At 75.5% G+C, this 18,123-nt stretch carries 17 protein-coding genes; 8 read left to right on the forward strand and 9 right to left on the reverse strand.

Annotated elements, in window-relative coordinates; all coding sequences use genetic code 11:
* Nucleotides 1–25: 25 nt before the first annotated feature.
* The 3 genes from ACFSBI_RS03505 to ACFSBI_RS03515 are packed head-to-tail and all read right to left on the reverse strand — an operon-like array spanning nt 26 to nt 3,392.
* Complete coding sequence (locus ACFSBI_RS03505; RefSeq protein WP_377932075.1) at nt 26–2,131, reverse strand: YhgE/Pip family protein; 2,106 nt, start codon at nt 2,129–2,131, stop codon at nt 26–28.
* Nucleotides 2,128–2,757, reverse strand: a complete 630-nt coding sequence (locus ACFSBI_RS03510; protein WP_377932077.1) for a hypothetical protein — start codon at nt 2,755–2,757, stop codon at nt 2,128–2,130. The genes ACFSBI_RS03505 and ACFSBI_RS03510 overlap by 4 nt, the downstream gene beginning before the upstream one ends.
* Nucleotides 2,754–3,392 carry a TetR/AcrR family transcriptional regulator gene (locus ACFSBI_RS03515; RefSeq protein ID WP_377932079.1) on the reverse strand — a complete coding sequence of 213 codons (639 nt, stop codon included), beginning with the start codon at nt 3,390–3,392 and terminating at the stop codon, nt 2,754–2,756. Before ACFSBI_RS03515 ends, ACFSBI_RS03510 begins: the two co-directional genes overlap by 4 nt.
* A gap of 114 nt (nt 3,393–3,506) precedes the next feature.
* Between ACFSBI_RS03515 and ACFSBI_RS03520 the strand changes: the two genes are divergently transcribed.
* The 3 genes from ACFSBI_RS03520 to ACFSBI_RS03530 all read left to right on the forward strand — a co-directional run bounded on the left by ACFSBI_RS03520 (nt 3,507) and on the right by ACFSBI_RS03530 (nt 6,266).
* On the forward strand, nt 3,507–4,793 hold the full coding sequence (locus tag ACFSBI_RS03520) for an adenylosuccinate synthase (RefSeq protein WP_377932081.1): 1,287 nt from the start codon (nt 3,507–3,509) through the stop codon (nt 4,791–4,793).
* 59 nt (nt 4,794–4,852) lie between these two features.
* The gene (locus ACFSBI_RS03525; protein WP_377932083.1) at nt 4,853–5,815 is read left to right on the forward strand and encodes an NAD-dependent epimerase/dehydratase family protein; all 963 of its coding nucleotides are present in this window, start codon (nt 4,853–4,855) and stop codon (nt 5,813–5,815) included.
* 130 nt (nt 5,816–5,945) lie between these two features.
* Nucleotides 5,946–6,266: a chorismate mutase gene (locus ACFSBI_RS03530; RefSeq protein ID WP_377932085.1), complete on the forward strand. Its 321-nt coding sequence runs from the start codon at nt 5,946–5,948 to the stop codon at nt 6,264–6,266.
* Nucleotides 6,267–6,269: 3 nt separating this feature from the next.
* Here the strand turns inward: ACFSBI_RS03530 and ACFSBI_RS03535 are convergent, their stop codons facing one another.
* Nucleotides 6,270–6,950, reverse strand: a complete 681-nt coding sequence (locus ACFSBI_RS03535; protein WP_377932087.1) for a response regulator transcription factor — start codon at nt 6,948–6,950, stop codon at nt 6,270–6,272.
* 164 nt (nt 6,951–7,114) lie between these two features.
* Between ACFSBI_RS03535 and ACFSBI_RS03540 the strand changes: the two genes are divergently transcribed.
* From ACFSBI_RS03540 to ACFSBI_RS03550, 3 genes are read left to right on the forward strand one after another with little or no spacing between them, the layout of a single operon-like run.
* The gene (locus ACFSBI_RS03540) at nt 7,115–8,050 is read left to right on the forward strand and encodes a bacteriorhodopsin (protein ID WP_377932089.1); all 936 of its coding nucleotides are present in this window, start codon (nt 7,115–7,117) and stop codon (nt 8,048–8,050) included.
* A complete protein-coding gene (locus ACFSBI_RS03545) occupies nt 8,047–9,285 on the forward strand; it encodes a lycopene cyclase family protein (protein ID WP_377932091.1) in 1,239 nt (412 codons plus the stop codon). Before ACFSBI_RS03540 ends, ACFSBI_RS03545 begins: the two co-directional genes overlap by 4 nt.
* Nucleotides 9,282–10,301 carry a Brp/Blh family beta-carotene 15,15'-dioxygenase gene (locus ACFSBI_RS03550; protein WP_377932093.1) on the forward strand — a complete coding sequence of 340 codons (1,020 nt, stop codon included), beginning with the start codon at nt 9,282–9,284 and terminating at the stop codon, nt 10,299–10,301. Before ACFSBI_RS03545 ends, ACFSBI_RS03550 begins: the two co-directional genes overlap by 4 nt.
* Nucleotides 10,302–10,313: 12 nt before the next feature.
* Here ACFSBI_RS03550 and ACFSBI_RS03555 read toward each other — a convergent pair whose 3' ends face one another.
* Nucleotides 10,314–11,048 (reverse strand): aminoglycoside phosphotransferase family protein, encoded by a 735-nt coding sequence (locus ACFSBI_RS03555; RefSeq protein WP_377932095.1) that lies wholly within the window; start codon nt 11,046–11,048, stop codon nt 10,314–10,316.
* Between the two features lie 123 nt (nt 11,049–11,171).
* Here ACFSBI_RS03555 and ACFSBI_RS03560 point away from each other — a divergent pair, with 123 nt between their 5' ends.
* Together ACFSBI_RS03560 and ACFSBI_RS03565 are read left to right on the forward strand one after the other, a co-directional pair.
* Nucleotides 11,172–12,929 carry a glycosyltransferase gene (locus ACFSBI_RS03560; RefSeq protein WP_377932097.1) on the forward strand — a complete coding sequence of 586 codons (1,758 nt, stop codon included), beginning with the start codon at nt 11,172–11,174 and terminating at the stop codon, nt 12,927–12,929.
* Nucleotides 12,919–14,106, forward strand: a complete 1,188-nt coding sequence (locus ACFSBI_RS03565; RefSeq protein WP_377932099.1) for a hypothetical protein — start codon at nt 12,919–12,921, stop codon at nt 14,104–14,106. Before ACFSBI_RS03560 ends, ACFSBI_RS03565 begins: the two co-directional genes overlap by 11 nt.
* A gap of 4 nt (nt 14,107–14,110) precedes the next feature.
* Here ACFSBI_RS03565 and ACFSBI_RS03570 read toward each other — a convergent pair whose 3' ends face one another.
* The 4 genes from ACFSBI_RS03570 to ACFSBI_RS03585 form a co-directional block, all read right to left on the reverse strand.
* Complete coding sequence (locus ACFSBI_RS03570) at nt 14,111–14,860, reverse strand: hypothetical protein (protein WP_377932101.1); 750 nt, start codon at nt 14,858–14,860, stop codon at nt 14,111–14,113.
* A 44-nt stretch (nt 14,861–14,904) separates the two neighbouring features.
* A complete protein-coding gene (locus ACFSBI_RS03575) occupies nt 14,905–16,011 on the reverse strand; it encodes a fatty acid desaturase family protein (protein WP_377932102.1) in 1,107 nt (368 codons plus the stop codon).
* Between the two features lie 110 nt (nt 16,012–16,121).
* Entirely contained in the window at nt 16,122–16,787 is a 666-nt protein-coding gene (locus ACFSBI_RS03580) for a response regulator (protein WP_377932104.1), read from the reverse strand.
* The gene (locus ACFSBI_RS03585) at nt 16,784–18,037 is read right to left on the reverse strand and encodes a sensor histidine kinase (protein WP_377932106.1); all 1,254 of its coding nucleotides are present in this window, start codon (nt 18,035–18,037) and stop codon (nt 16,784–16,786) included. The genes ACFSBI_RS03580 and ACFSBI_RS03585 overlap by 4 nt, the downstream gene beginning before the upstream one ends.
* Nucleotides 18,038–18,123: the final 86 nt, after the last annotated feature.

Below are 18,123 nucleotides of genomic sequence, written 5' to 3' on the forward strand. Positions count from 1 at the left end.
CTTCTTGCGCCCGCGCAAGCGCCGATCAGCCGCCGAGCAGGCTCGGCTGCAGGTCCCGCAGCGTCCGGTGCCGCGTCATCCGGGCCGTGATGGCCGCGGTCAGCGCGACGGCCGCGACGAGCCAGACCCCGAGCACGCCCGCGTCGACCGCGGCGAGCGCGAGGTCGCCGCCGTACATCGTCTGTCGCAGCGCGTCGACGGCGTAGCTCATCGGCAGCGCGTGGTGCAGCGCGGCGAGCGGCGCGGGCAGCGTCTGCCATGGGAACGTGCCGCCCGCGGTGACCAGCTGCACGAGCATCAGGACCAGCCCGAGGAACTGGCCGACGCTGCCGAGCGCGGCGTTCAGCAGCAGGAGGATCGCGGCGAAGGCGCCCGCGGTGAGCAGCAGCAGCCCGAGGGTGAGCACCGGGTGCACGATGCGGATGCCGAGCGGCCCGGTCGCGATGAGGAGCAGCACCGCCATCTGCACGGCGCCGAGCAGCGCCGGGGTCAGCCACCCGGCGAGCGCGATCCGCACGGGCCGCCGGACGGCGGTGATCGCGCGTCGCGAGAGCGGCCGGAGGATGAGGAACAGCGCGTACGAGCCGATCCAGGCGGCGAGGCTGAGGAACAGCGGGGCGAGGCCCGCGCCGTAGGAGCCGGCGCTCGCGGTGTTCCGCGTCGAGACCGCGACCGGGTCGCCGATCGCCTCGGCCTGGGCTGCGCGCTCGCGGGCCGTGGTCGCCGGGATCGCGACGGTGCCCCGCTCGAGGCCGTCGCGCAGCGAGCCCGCCCCGTCGACCAGCCGGTGGGTCCCCGCCTGCAGGCCGGTGCTGCCCTTCGCGACGGTGCCCGCTCCGGACGCCACCTGCGCAGTGCCGTCGGCCAGCGCCTCGGTGCCGGCCCGCAGCGAGGCGGCGCCGGAGGCGAGCCGGTCCGTGCCGCCCGCCAGGGTCGAGGCGCCGGAGCGGAGCGCGCGGGCGCCGTCGGCGACGCGTCCCGCGCCGGCGGAGGCCTTCGCGGCCGCCGAAGAGACGGTGGACGCCCCCGAGGCGACGGTCCGGGCGCCGCCTGCGACCCGGCCGGCGCCGTCCGCGAGGGACTCGGCCGTCCCAGCCGCCTGCAGCAGCGCGTCGCGCGACGGCGCGAGCACCGCGACCGCCTGCTGGATCTGCGCGGGCGAGAGCCCGTCCGCGGCGAGGCGCTGCGCGAGCGCGTCGGCGGTCGCGGTGGAGCCGGCGGCGCGGCGCAGGGCCGCGCCGAGCGCCCGGTCGCCGTCCGCGACCTGCGCGGCGCCGTCCGCGACCTGCCGGGCCCCGTCCGGCAGCGCGCGGGAACGGGTGGCGAGCGCGTCGAGGCCGGTGGCGAGCGAGCCGGCGCCGTCGGCGACCTGCCCGGCGCCGGACCGGAGCCGCTCCGCGCCGTGCGCGGCCTCCGTCGACCCGGCCGCGAGCGACGACGCTCCCGCGGCGGCGGACCGGGCACCCCGTGCGGCCGACGCGGCCCCGTCGGCGAGGCGGGTGGAGCCGGACGCGAGGTCCTGCGCCCCGCGCTCGGCCGAGGCGGCGCCGTCGGCGAGGTCGGAGGCGCCCGAGGACGCGTCGGAGAGCCGCGAGCGGATCGTCGAGAGCGAGCCGAGGAACCGCGTCGCAGCGGCGCGGCCGACCTGCGCGGCGACCGCGTCCCGCACCTCGGTGGCGACGCTCTTCGCGATCGTCGACGACAGGTAGCCGTTCGCGTCGCTCGTGCTGAGCGAGATCCGCGCCCGCTCCGGCGCCGTCGTGGCGCCGGAGGCGAGGGCCTGCGAGAAGCCGGCGGGGAAGGTGAGGACGAAGTCGACCCGCCCGTCCGCGAGCTCGGTGCGGGCCTCGTCGGCCGTCAGCTCGCGCCAGGCGAAGGCGCGGTCGGACACCAGCCGGTCGGCGACGTCGCGCCCGCGGTGCACGGTCCGCCCGTCGTCGGTCGCGCCGCGGTCGGCGACGACGAGCCCGGCGGGCACGCTCGAGAAGCGGCCGTACGGGTCCAGGTTGCCCCACAGGTAGAACCCGCCGTAGAGCAGGGGGACCGTCATCAGCGCGGCGAAGGCGAGGACGCCGAGGCGCGTCGAGGTGAGGCGGCGCAGCTCGCTGCGCAGCAGGGTGAGGACCGTCATCGGTGGCCTTCGGTCGAGAGGGGTGCCGGGCTCGTGCCCGGCAGGGAGTCGAGGACGGCGGCGCCGCCGATCACGAGGACCGGGAGGCCGCGGGCGGTGAGCTCGTCGGCGAGGCGCCGCCACGCGGTCGCGTGGCCGCCGTGGCGCTCGGGCGAGGTGAGGACGATCAGCCGCACGCCCTCGCGGAGCGCCGCCAGCTCGAGCAGCAGGCGCAGCCGGTCCGCCGGCGGCAGGTCGGTGATCGGCGCGCGGCGCCAGCGCTCCAGGCCCAGGCGCGTCAGCTGCGCCTCCACGTCGGCGCGCCGCGCGCGGCGCCCGGCGAAGAGCAGCTCCTCCCGCACCACCGCGCCGACGGGCAGCGTCGGGGCGGGCTCGGCCACGACGGGGGTGTCCACCAGGGCGACCGCGTCCCGCAGCGCGCGGGGGTCCTCGATGCCGTCGAGCAGCACCTGCCCGCGGTCGGGCACGAGGCGCCCGCCCGCGATCAGGGAGGCGAGCAGGGGGCCGCGCTCGCCCTCGGCGGCCGCGAACGCCGGCCGGTCCGCGCCGAGCGCGACGCTGATCGGCGGCAGCGTCGGCGTCGCCTCGTCGCCCAGCGCGACGCCGAGCAGCTCGAGGGCCGTCATCGGTCGCCGTCCCGCAGCAGGCGGCCGGCGTGGGACTCCAGCAGCGCGGCGGCCTCCCGCCAGGACAGGCCGAGCGCGCCGAGCCCGGCGAGGATGACGAGCCGACGGCCCTCCTCCCGCCCGAGCGACGCCCGCACGCTCTCGTCCAGCGCGGTGAACGCGGCGCCCTCGACGAGGCGCGCCACCGTCTCCGGCGGCAGGTCGTCCCGGGCGATCCCGGCCGCCGCGGCGGCGGCGGCGTCCTCGACCAGCCGGCGGTGCAGCGGCGCGAGCGGGTCGGCGAGCACCGTCTCGCGGAGCGGCCCGCGGACGACGGAGAGGGTCATCGCGCGCACGGCCTCCACGTCGTCCCAGACGAGGCGCCCCACCAGCGCGATGTCGACCACCGGGTCGTCGTGCCGGGACGCGGCGGCCGCATCGGCGACGCGGCGCGCGCCCGCGGTCGCGAGCTCGGCGACCAGCGCCTCCCGCGACGGGAAGTGGCCGTAGACGGCCCGCCGGGTGAGCCCGGCCGCCGCGGCGATCGCCTCCAGGGGCGCGTCGGGGTCGAGCCGCAGCTGCGCGCGGGCCGCGTCGAGCAGGGCCGCGCGGTTGCGCACGCGGTCTCCGCGGAGGGGTCGGGGGGACTCGGGCACGACGCGATGCTAGCCCTGAAGTTGCACACCCATGTGCAACTTGTTCCAGGGGTCACGGGTGGCGCGTCGGGGCCGCCCGATAGGGTCGAGCGTCAAGAGGAAAGGAATCCTCCTATGCCCGCAGTCGTGCTGATCGGTGCCCAGTGGGGCGACGAGGGGAAGGGCAAGGCGACCGACCTGCTCGCCGGCCGCGTCGACCACGTCGTCAAGTTCAACGGCGGCAACAACGCCGGCCACACCGTCGTGATCGGCGACAAGAAGTTCGCCCTCCACCTGCTGCCCTCCGGGATCCTCAGCCCCGGCGTCGTCCCGGTCATCGCGAACGGCACGGTCATCGACCTCGAGGTGCTCTTCCACGAGCTGGAGGCGCTCACCGCCCGCGGTGTCGACGTCTCCCGGCTGCGGGTCTCCGCGAACGCGCACGTGATCACGCAGTACCACCGCACCCTCGACAAGGTGACGGAGCGGTTCCTCGGCAAGCGCCAGATCGGCACGACCGGCCGCGGCATCGGCCCGACCTACGCCGACAAGATCAACCGCATCGGGGTCCGCGTGCAGGACCTGTTCGACGAGGGGATCCTGCGCCAGAAGGTCGAGGGCGCCCTCGACCTGAAGAACCACCTGCTGCTCAAGATCTACAACCGCCGCGCCATCACGGTCGACGAGGTGGTGGACGACCTGCTGCAGTACGTCGAGCGGCTGCGGCCGATGGTCGCGGACACCTCGCTCGAGCTGAACCGGGCGCTCGACGAGGGCCGCACCGTCCTGTTCGAGGGCGGCCAGGCGACGATGCTCGACATCGACCACGGCACGTACCCGTTCGTCACCTCGTCGAGCGCGACGAGCGGCGGCGCCGCGACCGGGTCCGGCGTCGCGCCGACCCGCATCGGGCGGGTGATCGCGGTCGCGAAGGCGTACACGACGCGGGTGGGCGCGGGCCCGTTCCCGACGGAGCTGTTCGACGAGTCCGGCGACTTCCTCCGCTCCCGCGGCTTCGAGTTCGGCACCACCACGGGGCGTCCGCGCCGCTGCGGCTGGTTCGACGCCCCGATCGCCCGGTACGCGCAGCGGATCAACGGCGTCACCGACTTCGTGCTGACGAAGCTCGACGTGCTGACGGGGCTCGAGCGGATCCCGGTCTGCGTCGGCTACGAGGTCGACGGCCGCCGCCTCGACGAGGTGCCGGTGAGCCAGAGCGACTTCCACCACGCGAAGCCGGTGTACGAGGAGCTCCCGGGCTGGAGCGAGGACATCACCGGCGTCCGCGAGTTCGACGACCTGCCGAAGGCGGCGCAGGAGTACGTGCTCGCGGTCGAGCGGATGATCAACGCTCCGATCTCGGTGATCGGCGTGGGCCCCGCCCGCGACGGCGTGATCGTCCGCCGCGACCTGCTCGGCTGAGCCGCCGCGCGTCTTCGCCCTCCGGGCGGCTTCCCGGCGTGGGCGGTGAGAGTGGTCGCATGCGCATCGTGATCATCGGGGCGACGGGGCACGTCGGCGGGTACCTGGTGCCGCGGCTGGTCGAGGCGGGGCACGACGTGGTCGCGATCAGCCGGGGGCGGCGGGAGCCGTACCGGGAGGACCCGGCGTGGGAGCGCGTGGAGCGGCTCGCGGTCAACCGGGACGCGGAGGACGCGGACGGCGTCTTCGGGCGGCGCGTCGCGGATCTCGGCGCCGACGTCGTGATCGACATGGTCTGCTTCACCGAGGAGTCGGCGCGGCAGCTGCTCGACGCGATCCGCGGCACCGGTGCGCGCCTGCTGATGTGCGGCACGATCTGGGTGCACGGCACGACGACCGCAGTCCCGGCGCTCGAGCACGAGGACCGCGACGCCTGGGGCGACTACGGCGTCGGCAAGAAGGCGATCGAGGACCTGGTGCTCGCCGAGGCGGGCCGGCCCGACGGCGTCGGCGCCCAGGTGCTCCACCCCGGGCACATCAGCGGCCCGGGCTGGGGCGTCATCACGCCGGCGGGCAACCTCGACCCCGAGGTGTGGCGTCGCCTCGCGACGGGGGAGCCGGTGCTGCTGCCGGGGCAGGGCCTCGAGACGCTGCACCACGTGCACGCCGACGACGTGGCGCAGGCGTTCCAGCTGGCGGCCGAGCGCCCCGACGCGGACGGCCGGGCGTTCCACGTGGTGTCGGCGCGGGCGCTGACGCTGCGCGGCTACGCGGAGGCCGCCGCGGCCTGGTGGGGGAGGGAGGCGGTGCTGGAGCACGCCGACCTCGACGCGGTCGTCGCGGCCTACGGCGGGCACGGCGACGCGACCCGTGAGCACGTGGCCCGCAGCCACTCGATGTCGATCGACGCGGCGCGGGAGCACCTCGGCTACGCGCCGCGCCACACGTCGCTCGACGCCGCGCGCGAGGCGGTCGCCTGGCTGGCCGCGCAGGAGGGCTCCGGCGTCCCGCCCCTGCCCTGATCGCGTCCCTCGCGGATCCGCAGTTCCTTCGCGGATCCGCAGTTCCGGATCGACACGCCGCCTTGCCAGATCGATCCGCGGCGTGTCAGCGAAGAGATGCGGATCCGCGAGACCCCCGTAGGGTCGAGGCATGACGGACGTCGCCGCGACCGCCGAGGGCGCCGAGGTGCTGGGCGAGCTGACCGCGCTGCGCGGCAGCATCGACAACATCGACGCCGCGCTGGTGCACCTGCTCGCCGAGCGCTTCAAGTTCACGCAGCAGGTCGGGCGGCTGAAGGCCGCGGCGGGTCTGCCGGCCGCGGACCCGGACCGGGAGCGGCAGCAGGTCGCGCGGCTGCGGGCCCTCGCGGAGGACGCCCACCTCGACCCCGCCTTCGCGGAGGCGTTCCTCGCCTTCATCGTCGCGGAGGTCATCCACCACCACGAGCGCCTGGCGGACGATCACCGCTGAGGGTCAGGTCGGCGACTGCTCCAGCCAGTGGTCGACGCTGCGGTGGTCGGGCCGGAAGCCGTGCCGGGCGCCCCAGATGACCGCTTCGACCCGGTTCGAGACCCCGATCTTGCGGTAGGCCGCGCGGATGTGGGTCTTGACGGTGTTCGGGCTCAGGTGCACGAGTTCGGCGATATCGGCGTTCGAGAGGCCCTGCGCGATGAAGGCGAGGATCTCGGACTCGCGGTCCGTCACGCCCTCGGCGCGTCCCGGCCAGTCGAGGCCGTCCGCCCTCGTCCGGCGCGTCTCGGACCTGCCGACGACGAGCTCGCCTGCGGCGATCTGCTGCAGGGCGTCGACCAGCTCGGACGCGGCGAGGCTCTTCGCCAGGTAGCCGCGGGCGCCGGCCTCGAGCGAGGCGTCGATCTGCTGCTGCCGCATGTCCCACGTGTACACCGCGACGTGATGGTTCATGGGGTTGTCGACCATGCGGGCGACCGCGTGCGCCTCGGGCTCGCGCTGCGCGAAGGCGTCGAGCAGCGCGACGTCCACGGGTTCGTCGACGCGCGCGTGCACGCCGATCTCGACGATCTCGACACGGTCGGCGTACCGCTCGAGCATGCGGCCGAGGCCGGCGAGGACGACCTCGTAGTCGTCGATCAGCGCCACGCGGATCGGGCCGCGCCTCCCTGAGTGTCCGCTCACAGCCCGACCCTCTCACCCCTGCGGGTGATGTTCATCCCCCCGGCGGGTGGTTTCGTGTCCGCCGGTTGTGGTCGGCCCATGCGCAGACCGTACCCAGCGGTACTTCGAGTTCTTCGGGGTGCGTTCTCAGCGGCCGGTCGGAGACCGGTGGAAAGGTTGACTCCATGCAACAAATTGTTCAGGGACCGTTCTGGGCGGCCTCGCTCGATCAGGGCCAGCGGGTGGTGATCTACTACTTCCTCGTCATCGCGGGGCTCGCGCTGCTGGCGCAGTTCGTGCGCACCTGGACCGGGATGAAGGAGGTCGGCACCAAGTACCGGCCCGCCATGTTCGCGAGCCTCGGCGTCACCGGCGTCGCGTTCCTCTCCTACGTCGTGCTGACGATCAAGTTCGACCTCGGCTACACTCAGAGCGGCGGCAGCGCCGACGGGACCGGGGCGATGTGGACGCCGACGAAGGACGCCATCTGGTCCTGGGCGCCCCGCTACATGGACTGGTCGATCACGGTGCCGCTGCTGATGGTGCAGCTCGTGGTCGTCTCCAGCCTGGTCGGCGCGGCCGCGACGAAGTTCCGCACGATCGCCATGGCGAGCGCCTGGCTGATGATCTTCACCGGCTTCATCGGCGGCGTCGCGATCGACAACGGCGGCAGCGTGCCCGCGCTCGCCATCTGGGGCGTCATCAGCGGGATCTTCATGGTGATCCTCTACGTCGTCATCATCACGATGATCGTGCTCGCGCGCCGCAACCTCTCGGCGCCGGTGTCGCGGACCTACCTGCTCGCGGCCGTGCTGCTGATGGTGATCTGGTTCGCCTACCCGATCGTGTTCGGCCTGCAGGGCCTCGCGGTCAGCGGCGGGCTCACCGTCGCGGCGCAGGTGATCCTGTCCGTCGCCGACATCATCGCGAAGGTCGGCTTCGGCGCGCTGATCCACAAGATCGCGCTGCAGCGCACCGCGGAGGACGTCGACGCGGGCGAGGACGTGCACGACGAGTCCATCTACATCTCGGGCGCCAAGGAGTCGGCGGCGGTCCTGCCGCCGACCGCGGCGACCACGGTCGGGACGGGCGCCACGGGCGCCCGCGGCCGCCGGGCATGAGCCGCCGGCCGGGACGACCCGACCTGGTCCGGACGTCCCGGCCGGTCCGCCGCACGCAGCCCGTCGACACGGGCCGCGTGCGGCGGCGCGCCATCGACCTCGCAGCCGACGCCGCGACCACCGTGGTCGTCGGCGGCGGCTGCGCGGGGCTCGCCCTCGGGGTCGCGCTCGCGGAGCGCGGCGTGCCGGTCGTCGTGGCCGACGAGCGCCCGCCCGGTCGCGACGGCCGCACCTGGTGCCACTGGGACACGGGCGAGTCGCTGCTGCCCGAGGCGTCGACCCGCGCCTGGGACCGCTGGGAGGTCCGCGCGGGAGGCGCCGCCGTCGTCGCCGCCGACCCCGCGCACCCCTACCGCCTCGTGCGGGCGCACGACTACCGCGCCGCAGCCGCGGCCCGCCTCGCCGCGGCCTCCGCCGGTGCGCTGCGCACGGGGGTGCGCGTCGAGGACGTGCCCGAGCACTTGAGGCACGGCGACCCGCTCGTGGTCGACGCGCGCGGGCCGCTGCCGGCAGCGCCCGTCCCGCCGGGCAGGACCGTGCTGCACCAGCGCTTCGTCGGCCGGTGGGTCCGCACCGCCCGGCCCGTCTTCGACGACGGCGTCGTCACGCTGATGGACTTCGACCGCACCGCGCCCGGCGAGGACGTGCGCTTCTTCTACGTGCTGCCGGTCGCCCCCGACCTCGCGCTCGTGGAGTGCACCGTCTTCGCCCGCGACCGCCGACGGCCCCTCGGGCTCCGCGACCGCGTCGACGCGTACGTGCACGAGCGCTGGGGGCTCGAGGCGGGGGAGTGGACCGTGGAGGGCGAGGAGGCCGGGTCGATCCCGATGACCGACGCGCCGCCTCCGCCGCAGGTCGACGGCGCACCGCTGTTCGGCGTGCGCGCCGGCCTGACGCGGCCGAGCAGCGGCTACGCCTACACCCGGATCCAGCGCGCCGCCCGCGACGCCGCGGCGGCGATCGCGCGCGGCGAGGCGCCGGCGACCCCGCGGGACCGCCCGCGCACGCGGCTGCTCGACGCGGTGTTCCTGCGCTTCCTCCGCGACCGGCCTGAGCTCGCCGGCGACGTCTTCGTCGCCATGTTCGCGAAGCTGCCCGGGCCGCTCACCGTCCGCTTCCTCACGGAGCGCTCGAGCCCCGTCGACGACCTGCGGATGGTGCTCGCGCTGCCGAAGGTCCCGTTCCTGCGCGCCGCGGCCGCGACCGCCCGCGAGCGCGTGCTCCACCGCTCGTGACCGCGGCGCTCGCCCCCCGCACCAGGCCGACGCTGCCCGGCACGCTGGAGCGCGGGCTGCTCGCCCCGACCACCGCGGTCTTCCTCGCCGTGGCCGCCGGCTTCGTCGTGCTCGACGCGGCGGGCGTCGTCGTGCCGCCGGCCGTGCAGGCCGTGCCCTTCGCCGCGAGCGTGCTGCTGTTCGGGCTGCCGCACGGTGCGCTCGACCACCTCGTGCCCGCGCGGCTCGACCGCCGCATCGGCGTCGCCCGCTCGATCGCCACCGTCGTGCTGCTCTACGCCGTGCTCGGCGGCGCGACCGCGCTGCTCTGGGCCCTGGCGCCGCTGCCCGCGTTCATCGTGTTCATCGGCGTCACCTGGTTCCACTGGGGCCAGGGCGACCTCTGGGTGGACCGCGCCCTGCGCGGCGCCCGCGCCTCCCGCCTCGACGGCGCGCTCACGGTGGCGGTCCGGGGAGCCCTGCCCATGCTCGTCCCGCTCGTCGCGCACCCGGCCGACTACCTCGGCGTCGTGTCGGGGACGACGCGGCTCATCGACCCCGCGAGCGGCGGCCCCGGCTCGGTCGCTCCCGCCCTCCGGGTCGGCCTCGCCGCCGCGCTCCTGCTGCTCGTCGTCGCGCACCTGCTCGTCCGTCGGCGGGTCGGGGGCCCCGTCCGCGCCGCAGCCGCGGAGATCGCGGTGCTCGCCCTCTTCTTCGCCGCCGTCCCGCCCGTGCTCGCCGTCGGCCTGTACTTCACGTTCTGGCACGCGGTCCGCCACATCGTCCGGCTGGAGCTCCTCGAGCCCGGCGGGGCGGAGGGGCTGGCTCGGGGGCGGCTGCTCGCGCCGTTCGGGCGGTTCATGCGCGACGCCTGGCCGGTGACGCTCGCCGCGGTCCTGCTGCTGGCGGGCCTCGCGCTCGTGCTCCACGACGCCGGGCTCGGCACCTACCTCGTGCTCATCGCCGCGCTGACCACGCCGCACACCGTGATCGTGACGTGGATGGACCGGGTCGGGCTGCGCGCCCGTCGCGGCTGACCTCGCCGGACGTCAGGCCTGCGCCTTGAGGACGTCGACCTCGGCCCCGGGCATGAACGGGTCGAAGCCGTGCGCGAGCAGCCACCGGACGGCGATCAGCGAGCGCAGCGACCACCACGCGCGGACGACGTCTGCGTCGGCGCCGCCGTAGCCCTCGAGGACCGAGGCCAGGCGCTCCTCGTGGCCGAGGGTGAGCACGGCGAGGTCGGCGTTCGCGTCGCCGACCCCCGCGCCCGACCAGTCGATGACCCCGGTGACGCGGTCGCCCTCGACGAAGACGTGCTCGAGCTGCAGGTCCCCGTGGGCGAAGACCGGCCGCCAGGCGCGCAGCGCCGCGGCGGCGCGCTCGCGGTTCGCCGCGACCAGCGCGGCCGGCAGGACGCGCTCCTCGACCAGGGCGGCGCACTCCGCGTCCAGCCGGGCCGCGGTCTCGGCTCGGGTGGCGCCGGACCACGCGGGCAGCGGCGCGTCGTGCAGCGCCCGGACCGCCGCACCCGTCGCCCGCCAGGCCGCGTCGGACGCGGGCGAGGGCGCTCCCAGGCGACCGAGCGCGGTGCCCGGCACCGCGGTCAGCGCGAGGACCGGGGAGCGGCGCCAGGCGATGCGGGGCACGGGCACCGGCGCGAGCGCCATGGCCGCGACCTCGCGATCGATGCCCGCGTCGTCCGGGTCCACCTTCAGGAACAGGTCGCCGACCCGCAGCGTCGCCCGCGCGCGGTGCACGACGACCACCTCCACGTCCGTCACGTGCTGCAGGGTCGCTGCTCCGGCTGGCACGGCGCTGACGGGGCCCCCGCTCGCGCGCCCCCGGGAGGGGCATCACCGCATCGGGGGCTGCAACGCGTGCACGATCCGGCGTTCGATCACCTCATGACGATGCAGGGCCGAGCCGTCGCCGTGGGCGGGCTGCGGGAGATCCTCGTTCCCGGCGGCGGTCGGCTGGGCGGCGTCGCCCCCGTCGGACCGGTCGGCTTCCCGGTGCTCGACCCCGGCTCCCTCAGCATCGACCACGACCTCCTGCGCACCGGCAGCCTCGAGACGTACCTCGCCGAGGGCTGGATGCCGCTCGAGCGCCTGCCGGGCCGCGTCCTCGTCGGCACGAGCCTGCCGCCCGGGCACCACGTGCTCGACGGCCTCGCCGCGCGCCTCGGCGCGCCCGTGCAGCTGGTCGCGCTCGCGCCGTGGGCCCTGCGGGAGCACGTGCTCGCGGTCTTCGACGGCGAGGTGGCCGACGCCGCGGCGAACCGGCTGTGGCGGGAGCAGCCCGTCGTGAGCGCCCGGATCGTGCTGTCGCGCGGCCAGCGGACCGCGCTGTGGGCGGCGCTCGCGGTCGTCGTGCCGCTCGTCGTGCTGTTCCCGCGGCCCGCCGCGGCGCTCGCGCTCGGCATCGGCAGCGCCGTCTTCCTGGCCGCCACCGGCTTCAAGCTGATCGTCGCGATGCGCGGTGCGCGCTTCGACGTCGTCGAGCAGGTGACGGCGGAGGAGGTCGCAGCGCTGGACGACGCGGGCCTGCCCGTCTACACGGTGCTGGTCCCCGTGTTCCGAGAGGCGAACATCGTGGCCCAGCTGGTCGAGAACCTCGGCGGCCTCGACTGGCCGGCGTCGCGGCTCGAGGTGCTGGTGCTCGTCGAGGAGGAGGACGACGAGACCCGCGCCGCGATCGAGGCGGCGTCCCCGCCCGAGCACTTCCGGATCGTGACCGTGCCGGCCGGGGCGCCGCAGACGAAGCCGCGCGCCTGCAACGTCGGCCTCTCGCTCGCGACCGGCGAGTACCTCGTGATCTACGACGCCGAGGACACGCCCGACCCCGACCAGCTGAAGAAGGCGCTCGTCGCCTTCCGGCGCGGCGGCGACGACCTCGTCTGCGTGCAGGCCGCGCTCAACTACTTCAACGCGACCGAGAACGCGCTCACCCGCATGTTCACGCTCGAGTACAGCTACTGGTTCGACTACATGCTGGCCGGCCTCGACGCCTCCGACCTGCCGATCCCGCTCGGCGGCACGTCGAACCACTTCCGCACCGACGCGCTGCGTCGTCTCGGCGGCTGGGACCCCTTCAACGTCACGGAGGACGCGGACCTCGGCGTGCGCGCCTCGGCGATGGGGTACCGGGTCGGCGTCATCAACTCCACCACGATGGAGGAGGCGAACACGTCGATCCCGAACTTCGTGCGGCAGCGGAGCCGCTGGATCAAGGGCTACATGCAGACGACGCTCGTGCACGCGAGGCAGCCGCTCGAGCTGATCGCCCGGATCGGGCTGCGCCGCTTCCTCGCCTTCGCCCTGCTCATCGGCGGCACCCCCGCGGTGTTCCTCGGGGTGCTGCCCAGCTACCTCGTCACCGGCGCCGTGCTCCTCATGCCGGCGTCGATCACGGCGGGGCTGTTCCCCGCGTGGGTGCTTTGGCTGTGCCTGCTCAACTTCGTCCTCGGGAACTCCCTGATGATCTACCTGTCGATGATGGGGCCGTACAAGCGCGGCAACTTCAACCTCGTGCTCTGGTCGCTGCTCAACCCCGTCTACTGGGTGCTGCACTCGATCGCCTCCTACAAGGCCCTCTGGCAGCTGGTGACGCGGCCGCACTACTGGGAGAAGACCGCGCACGGACTGACGACCCATGTCGCTTGACGCGCCGGTCCGGGATCCGCTGCCGACGTTCCAGGGCCGGATCCACGAGCTCCACACGCCGCGCGCCCGGTCGCGCCACGCCCGCTGGCCGCGGGACCCGGCGGCCAGGATGCTCGCCCGCGTCCTGCTGTCGGCGCCGTTCCTCGTCGTCGCCGTGCTGGGGGAGCTGGGCGGCGGGGTCGCGGACACGCCGAACGCCCTGCTGCTGACGCGCTCGCTCGCCCTGCCCTGGGACCGCTTCGATCCGGCCTGGGTGGGGAGCCTGTACCCGCCGATCACGACCGTGATCGCGGCGGCCGCGCCGGGCGGGTCGCTCGGGCTGTCCGTCGTCGGCGCCCTCGCGGCCGGCGTCCTGCTGCACATGCTGCTGGAGCAGATGCACCGGCGCGGGTTCTCGGCGACGTCGATGGCGGTGCTGGTGCTCGCCCTCGCGGCGAACCCGCTCTACGGCTACGCCGCGACGCAGAGCCTGCAGGTGTTCCTCGGCCTCGGGCTGTTCGGCCTCGGGTTCGCCGACCTCGTCCGCTTCACCGACGAGCGGGACACGCAGAGCGGCTTCATCGCCGGCATCACGCTGATGCTCGCCGCGCTCTCCGACGCGAGCGGCATCGTCTACGTGCTCGCCGCGGCGCTCGCCGCCCCGCTGCTCTCGATGCGCAGCGGGTACCGGGTCGGCCGCACCTTCGCGAACACCCTCGTCGTCCTGTTCCCGACGATGTGCGCGTTCGGCGGGGTGATGCTGCTCGAGTGGATCTTCGCCGGCGACCCGTTGCGGGTCGTCCGGGGCATCGCGAGCATCGACGGGGCGCGCCTCGCGATCTTCGAGCAGATGTTCACGACCCCGCTCGGCTGGCTCTGGCTCGCCTCGCTCGGCGGCGCCTGGGCGATGGCGCTCATCACCGGCCGCCCGCAGGCCGTGCCGCTGCTGCTGCTGCTCTACAGCGCCGTGATCGGCGCCTACCTGCTCGGCCTCGTGCCGTACTCCGCGGCCGGCACCCTGTACCTGATCATGGCGCTCGCCGCGATCGGCCTTATCCCCGCGGCACCGACCGGCCGCCTCACCGTCACGGTGAACCTGATCGCGCTGCTCGTGCTCGCCGACGCCTGGGTGCAGGGCTTCACGCGGCCCGTCGTCGTGGAGTGGATGGAGGCGGTCGTCGCCGCGCTCGCGCGCTGACGGCTCACTCGTCGAGGGCCACGACGAGGGCCATGCCCCACCGGACGTCGTCCCCGATCGCGAGGTCGAACCCGCGCACCTCGGCCCCGCGGGCCCGCTGGACGGTCGCGACCGTCGGGGTCGGGCCGCACCGCGCCGTGGCGGTGGCGAGCACGTGGACGGCCGGGCGCTCCGGCGTCGATCCCCGCAGCGTCCAGCGGTAGCGGCCGGTGCCCGCGCACTGCACGACGATGCTGAGCGGCCGCGCCGCGGTGGACGCCTCGCGGGCCGGGGCGTAGCGCCGGGCGAACGGCCCCGACCCCTGCTGGAGCCAGGCGATCGGGCGCCGGCCGTCCCACACGTCGAGCTGCGGCAGATCGCTGCCCTGCACCGCGCGGACGACCAGCCGCACGTCGGTCCGACCGGGCGTGGCCAGGCGGCTGATCGCGTCCCGGTCGGCGACCGCGTAGGGGCCGCCCGTGACGAGCGGCTGCGCGAGGTCGCGGGGCTGCTCGGCCCGGTCCACGGCTGCGGAGGCGGTGGCCGCGGCACCGACCGCCACCAGGGCGGCGAGCCCGAGCGCCGCGGGAGCGAGCGCCCGTCGCCGGCGACGCGCGGACCGGGCGGGCGGGTCGTCCCGCGTCGCAGCCGCCGCCGGTGCCGTCCGCTCGAGCAGGGCGGTGTACCGCTCGACCGCGCCCGCCGGCGGCGACGGCCGGTACAGGTCCTCCCGCAGCCGCCGCAGCTCGGGCCCCTCCGCCGTCCGCTGCTGCACCCCGGCAGTGTGCGCGCCGAGGCTGGGCGGCGGGACCGGACGGGTCAGGCCAGGCGCAGGGCCGCGGCCGCCGGGCAGTCGAACGGGTCCGCGTGCCGGATGCCCACGCGGTGCACCGACCTGATCACGTCGCGCATCGCGACCGGGAGCGTGCGCTCCAGGTAGGGGACGCCGATCTCGGCGCAGTAGTCGCGGATCATCGCCCGGCCGCGGCGCAGGTTCGCGCTCGGCATGCTCGGGAACAGGTGGTGCTCGATCTGGTGGTTGAGCCCGCCCATGGCGATGTCGACGAGGCGACCGCCATTGATGTTGCGGGAGGTGAGCACCTGGCGACGCAGGTAGTCGACGCGCTGCGCGTGGTCGATCAGCGGCATGCCGATGTGGTTCGGCGCGAACGCGCCGCCCATCAGGAAGCCGAAGGCGAGCAGCTGCACGACGAGCGCGCTGAGCCCGATCACCGGGCCGGCGGCGAGCACGAGCAGCAGCGGGAAGCCGATCAGGCGGACGGCGAGGAAGGCGATCTCCGCGGGGCGCTGCTTGACCTCGCCGCGTCCGAGGACCATGCGCAGCGTCTTCGCGTGGAGGTCCAGGCCGGTGAGCGTCATCGCGGGCAGGAAGAACCACCCCTGGTGCCGCATCAGGAACGCGGCCGGGCCGCGACGCGAGGCGGCGTCCTCGGGCGTGAACACGATCAGGTTCGGGTCCATGTCCGTGTCCTTGCCGAGGGTGTTCGGGTTGCCGTGGTGGCGGGTGTGCTTGTGCATCCACCAGCCGTAGCCGAGGCCGACGACCAGGTTGGCGACGACGCGGGAGAACCACTCGTTGGCCCTCCCCGAGGCGAAGACCTGGCGGTGCGCGCCGTCGTGGGCGAGGAAGCCCGCCTGCGCGAAGACCGCGCCGAACCAGACGGCGACGGCGAGCTGCCACCACGAGTGCCCGAGCAGCACGACGGCGGCGATGCCGGCGCCGAGGGCGAGCACGATCAGCAGCGAGCGCACGAGGTACGGGCCGTACCGCCGCTCGAGCAGCCCGGCCGCCTTGATCCGGCGCGACAGCTCCGCGTACTCGCTCGCGTGCGCGGCCTGCGCGCCGCCGGGCGCGACGCGGCGGGGCCGGGTCGTGCGGACGGCGGGAGGGGCGGTGGTGCTCATGGTGGCGACGCTACGGACGGGGCCGCGCGACCGCGTCCCTCCCCGGAACCGTCCTGCCCGTAGTACGGGGGTAGGGGGTGGCCGCCGGTCGCGCTCCGGCCGCTTCCCGGTCACTCCCCGGGGACGACCAGGCCCGACTCGTAGGCGACGACGACCGCCTGCGCGCGGTCGCGGAGGCCGAGCTTGCCGAGCACGCGGCTGACGTGCGTCTTCACCGTCTGCTCGGCGATGAAGAGCGCCCCGGCGATCTCGCGGTTGCTGCGGCCGCGCGCGACCTCGCGCAGCACCTCCCGCTCCCGGTCCGTCAGCCCGTCCAGCTCGGCCATGGAGGTCTGCCCGGCGGGCCGAGCCGCGAACCGCTCGATCAGCCGCCGCGTCACGCTGGGGGCGAGGAGGGCGTCGCCGCGCGCCACCACGCGCACGGCCTCCACCAGCTCGTCCGGCAGCGCGTCCTTCAGCAGGAAGCCGCTCGCGCCCGCGCGCAGCGCCTCGAGCACGTAGTCGTCGACGTCGAAGGTGGTGAGCACGACCACCCTCGGGCGCGGCTCCGGCCGGTCCGGGGCCAGCAGCGCCCGGGTCGCCTCGAGCCCGTCGAGCACGGGCATCCGCACGTCCATGAGCACGACGTCCGGAGCGGTCGCCTCGGCCAGCCGCAGCGCCTCGGCGCCGTCCGCGGCCTGCCCGACGACCTCGAGCCCCTCCTGCGCGCCCAGCAGCGCCGCGAAGCCGGCCCGGACCATCGCCTGGTCGTCGGCGATGAGCACGCGGATCGTCATGCCGTCCTCCCGGCGCGCAGCGGCAGCACGGCGCGGACGGCGTAGCCCCCGTCGTCCTCGGGTCCGAACCGCACGGTGCCGCCGGCGCTCGCCGCGCGCTCCGCCATCCCCACGAGGCCGTGCCCGGGGCGGATCGGTCCGGCGGTCGCGGCGCCGGCCGCGTTCACGACCGCGAGTCGGAGCGCGTGCTCGGTGCGGTCGAGCGTCACCCGGACCGGGGCGCCGGACGCGTGCCGCAGCGCGTTGCTGATCGCCTCCTGCACGATCCGGTACGCGGCGAGGGCCGTGACGGGGCCGATGCCCGCCGCCCAGTCGCCGTCCGGGGTCTCGAGCACGACGCCGGGTCCCGCCCCGCCCGCCTGAGCGACGAGCGCCGGCAGGTCGTCGAGCCCCGGCTGCGGGCGGAGGTCGGCCTCGTCGGTGCCGCGCAGGACCCGCAGCAGCCCGCGCATCTCGTCGAGCGCCTGGCGCGACTGCGCCCCGATGCGGTCGAGCTCGTCGATGGCCGCGTCGCCGAGGTCGGCGTGCCGGAACCGCGCCGTCGAGGTCTGCACCGCGATCAGGGACAGCCCGTGCGCGACGACGTCATGCAGCTCGCGGGCGATGCGGGCGCGCTCCTCGGCCAGCAGCCGCCGCTCCGCCTCCTCCGCGACCATCCGGCGCTCGTGCAGCAGCTCCGAGCGCACCCGGCGCCACTGCGCGAGCAGCAGCGCCACGACGATCGCCCCGGCGGACACCGCCCCGAAGACGGTCAGGACGACCGGGACGACCGGGTCCCCGGGCCGCAGCACGGCGGCGAGCGCGGCGGAGGCGCCGAGCGCCAGCACCCAGTGCAGCAGCGGCACGAGCAGCCGGGCGCGCGCGGCGACCGCGGCGAGCACCAGCGTGTGGGTCACCATCATCGCGGGCCACCACGGCCAGATCCCGGCTGCGGGCGCCGACAGCGCCTGCAGCGCGAGGGCGGCCGCGAGGCCGAGCGGCGCCGCGACGTTGGGCACCCGCGTCGCGAGCGGCAGCGCGGCCGAGTGCGCGACGGCGAGGAGGAACGCGAGCGGCACCGCGATCCCGTGGACGGCGGATCCGAGCGCGGCCTCCACCAGCACCAGCACCACCGCGGTCACGAGCGCGGCGCCCCTGAGCACCCGGTCGATGCGCAGCAGGCGCGCCTGCTCGAGCACCGCGCGGAGCCCGCGTCCCGCGACGGCGACTGCGCGGCGCAGCGGCGCCGACGCGCTCACGGAAGCGGTCATGCGTCCCCTTCCGCCGCGGGAGCCTCAGCGTACGGCGGCCGGCGGCGGCCCGGGGCGGGCGACCCCGGCAAAGCGCTGAGCGGCCG

The sequence above is a fragment of the Amnibacterium endophyticum genome (genome assembly GCF_042680685.1).
GTDB classification, from domain to species: domain Bacteria; phylum Actinomycetota; class Actinomycetes; order Actinomycetales; family Microbacteriaceae; genus Amnibacterium; species Amnibacterium endophyticum.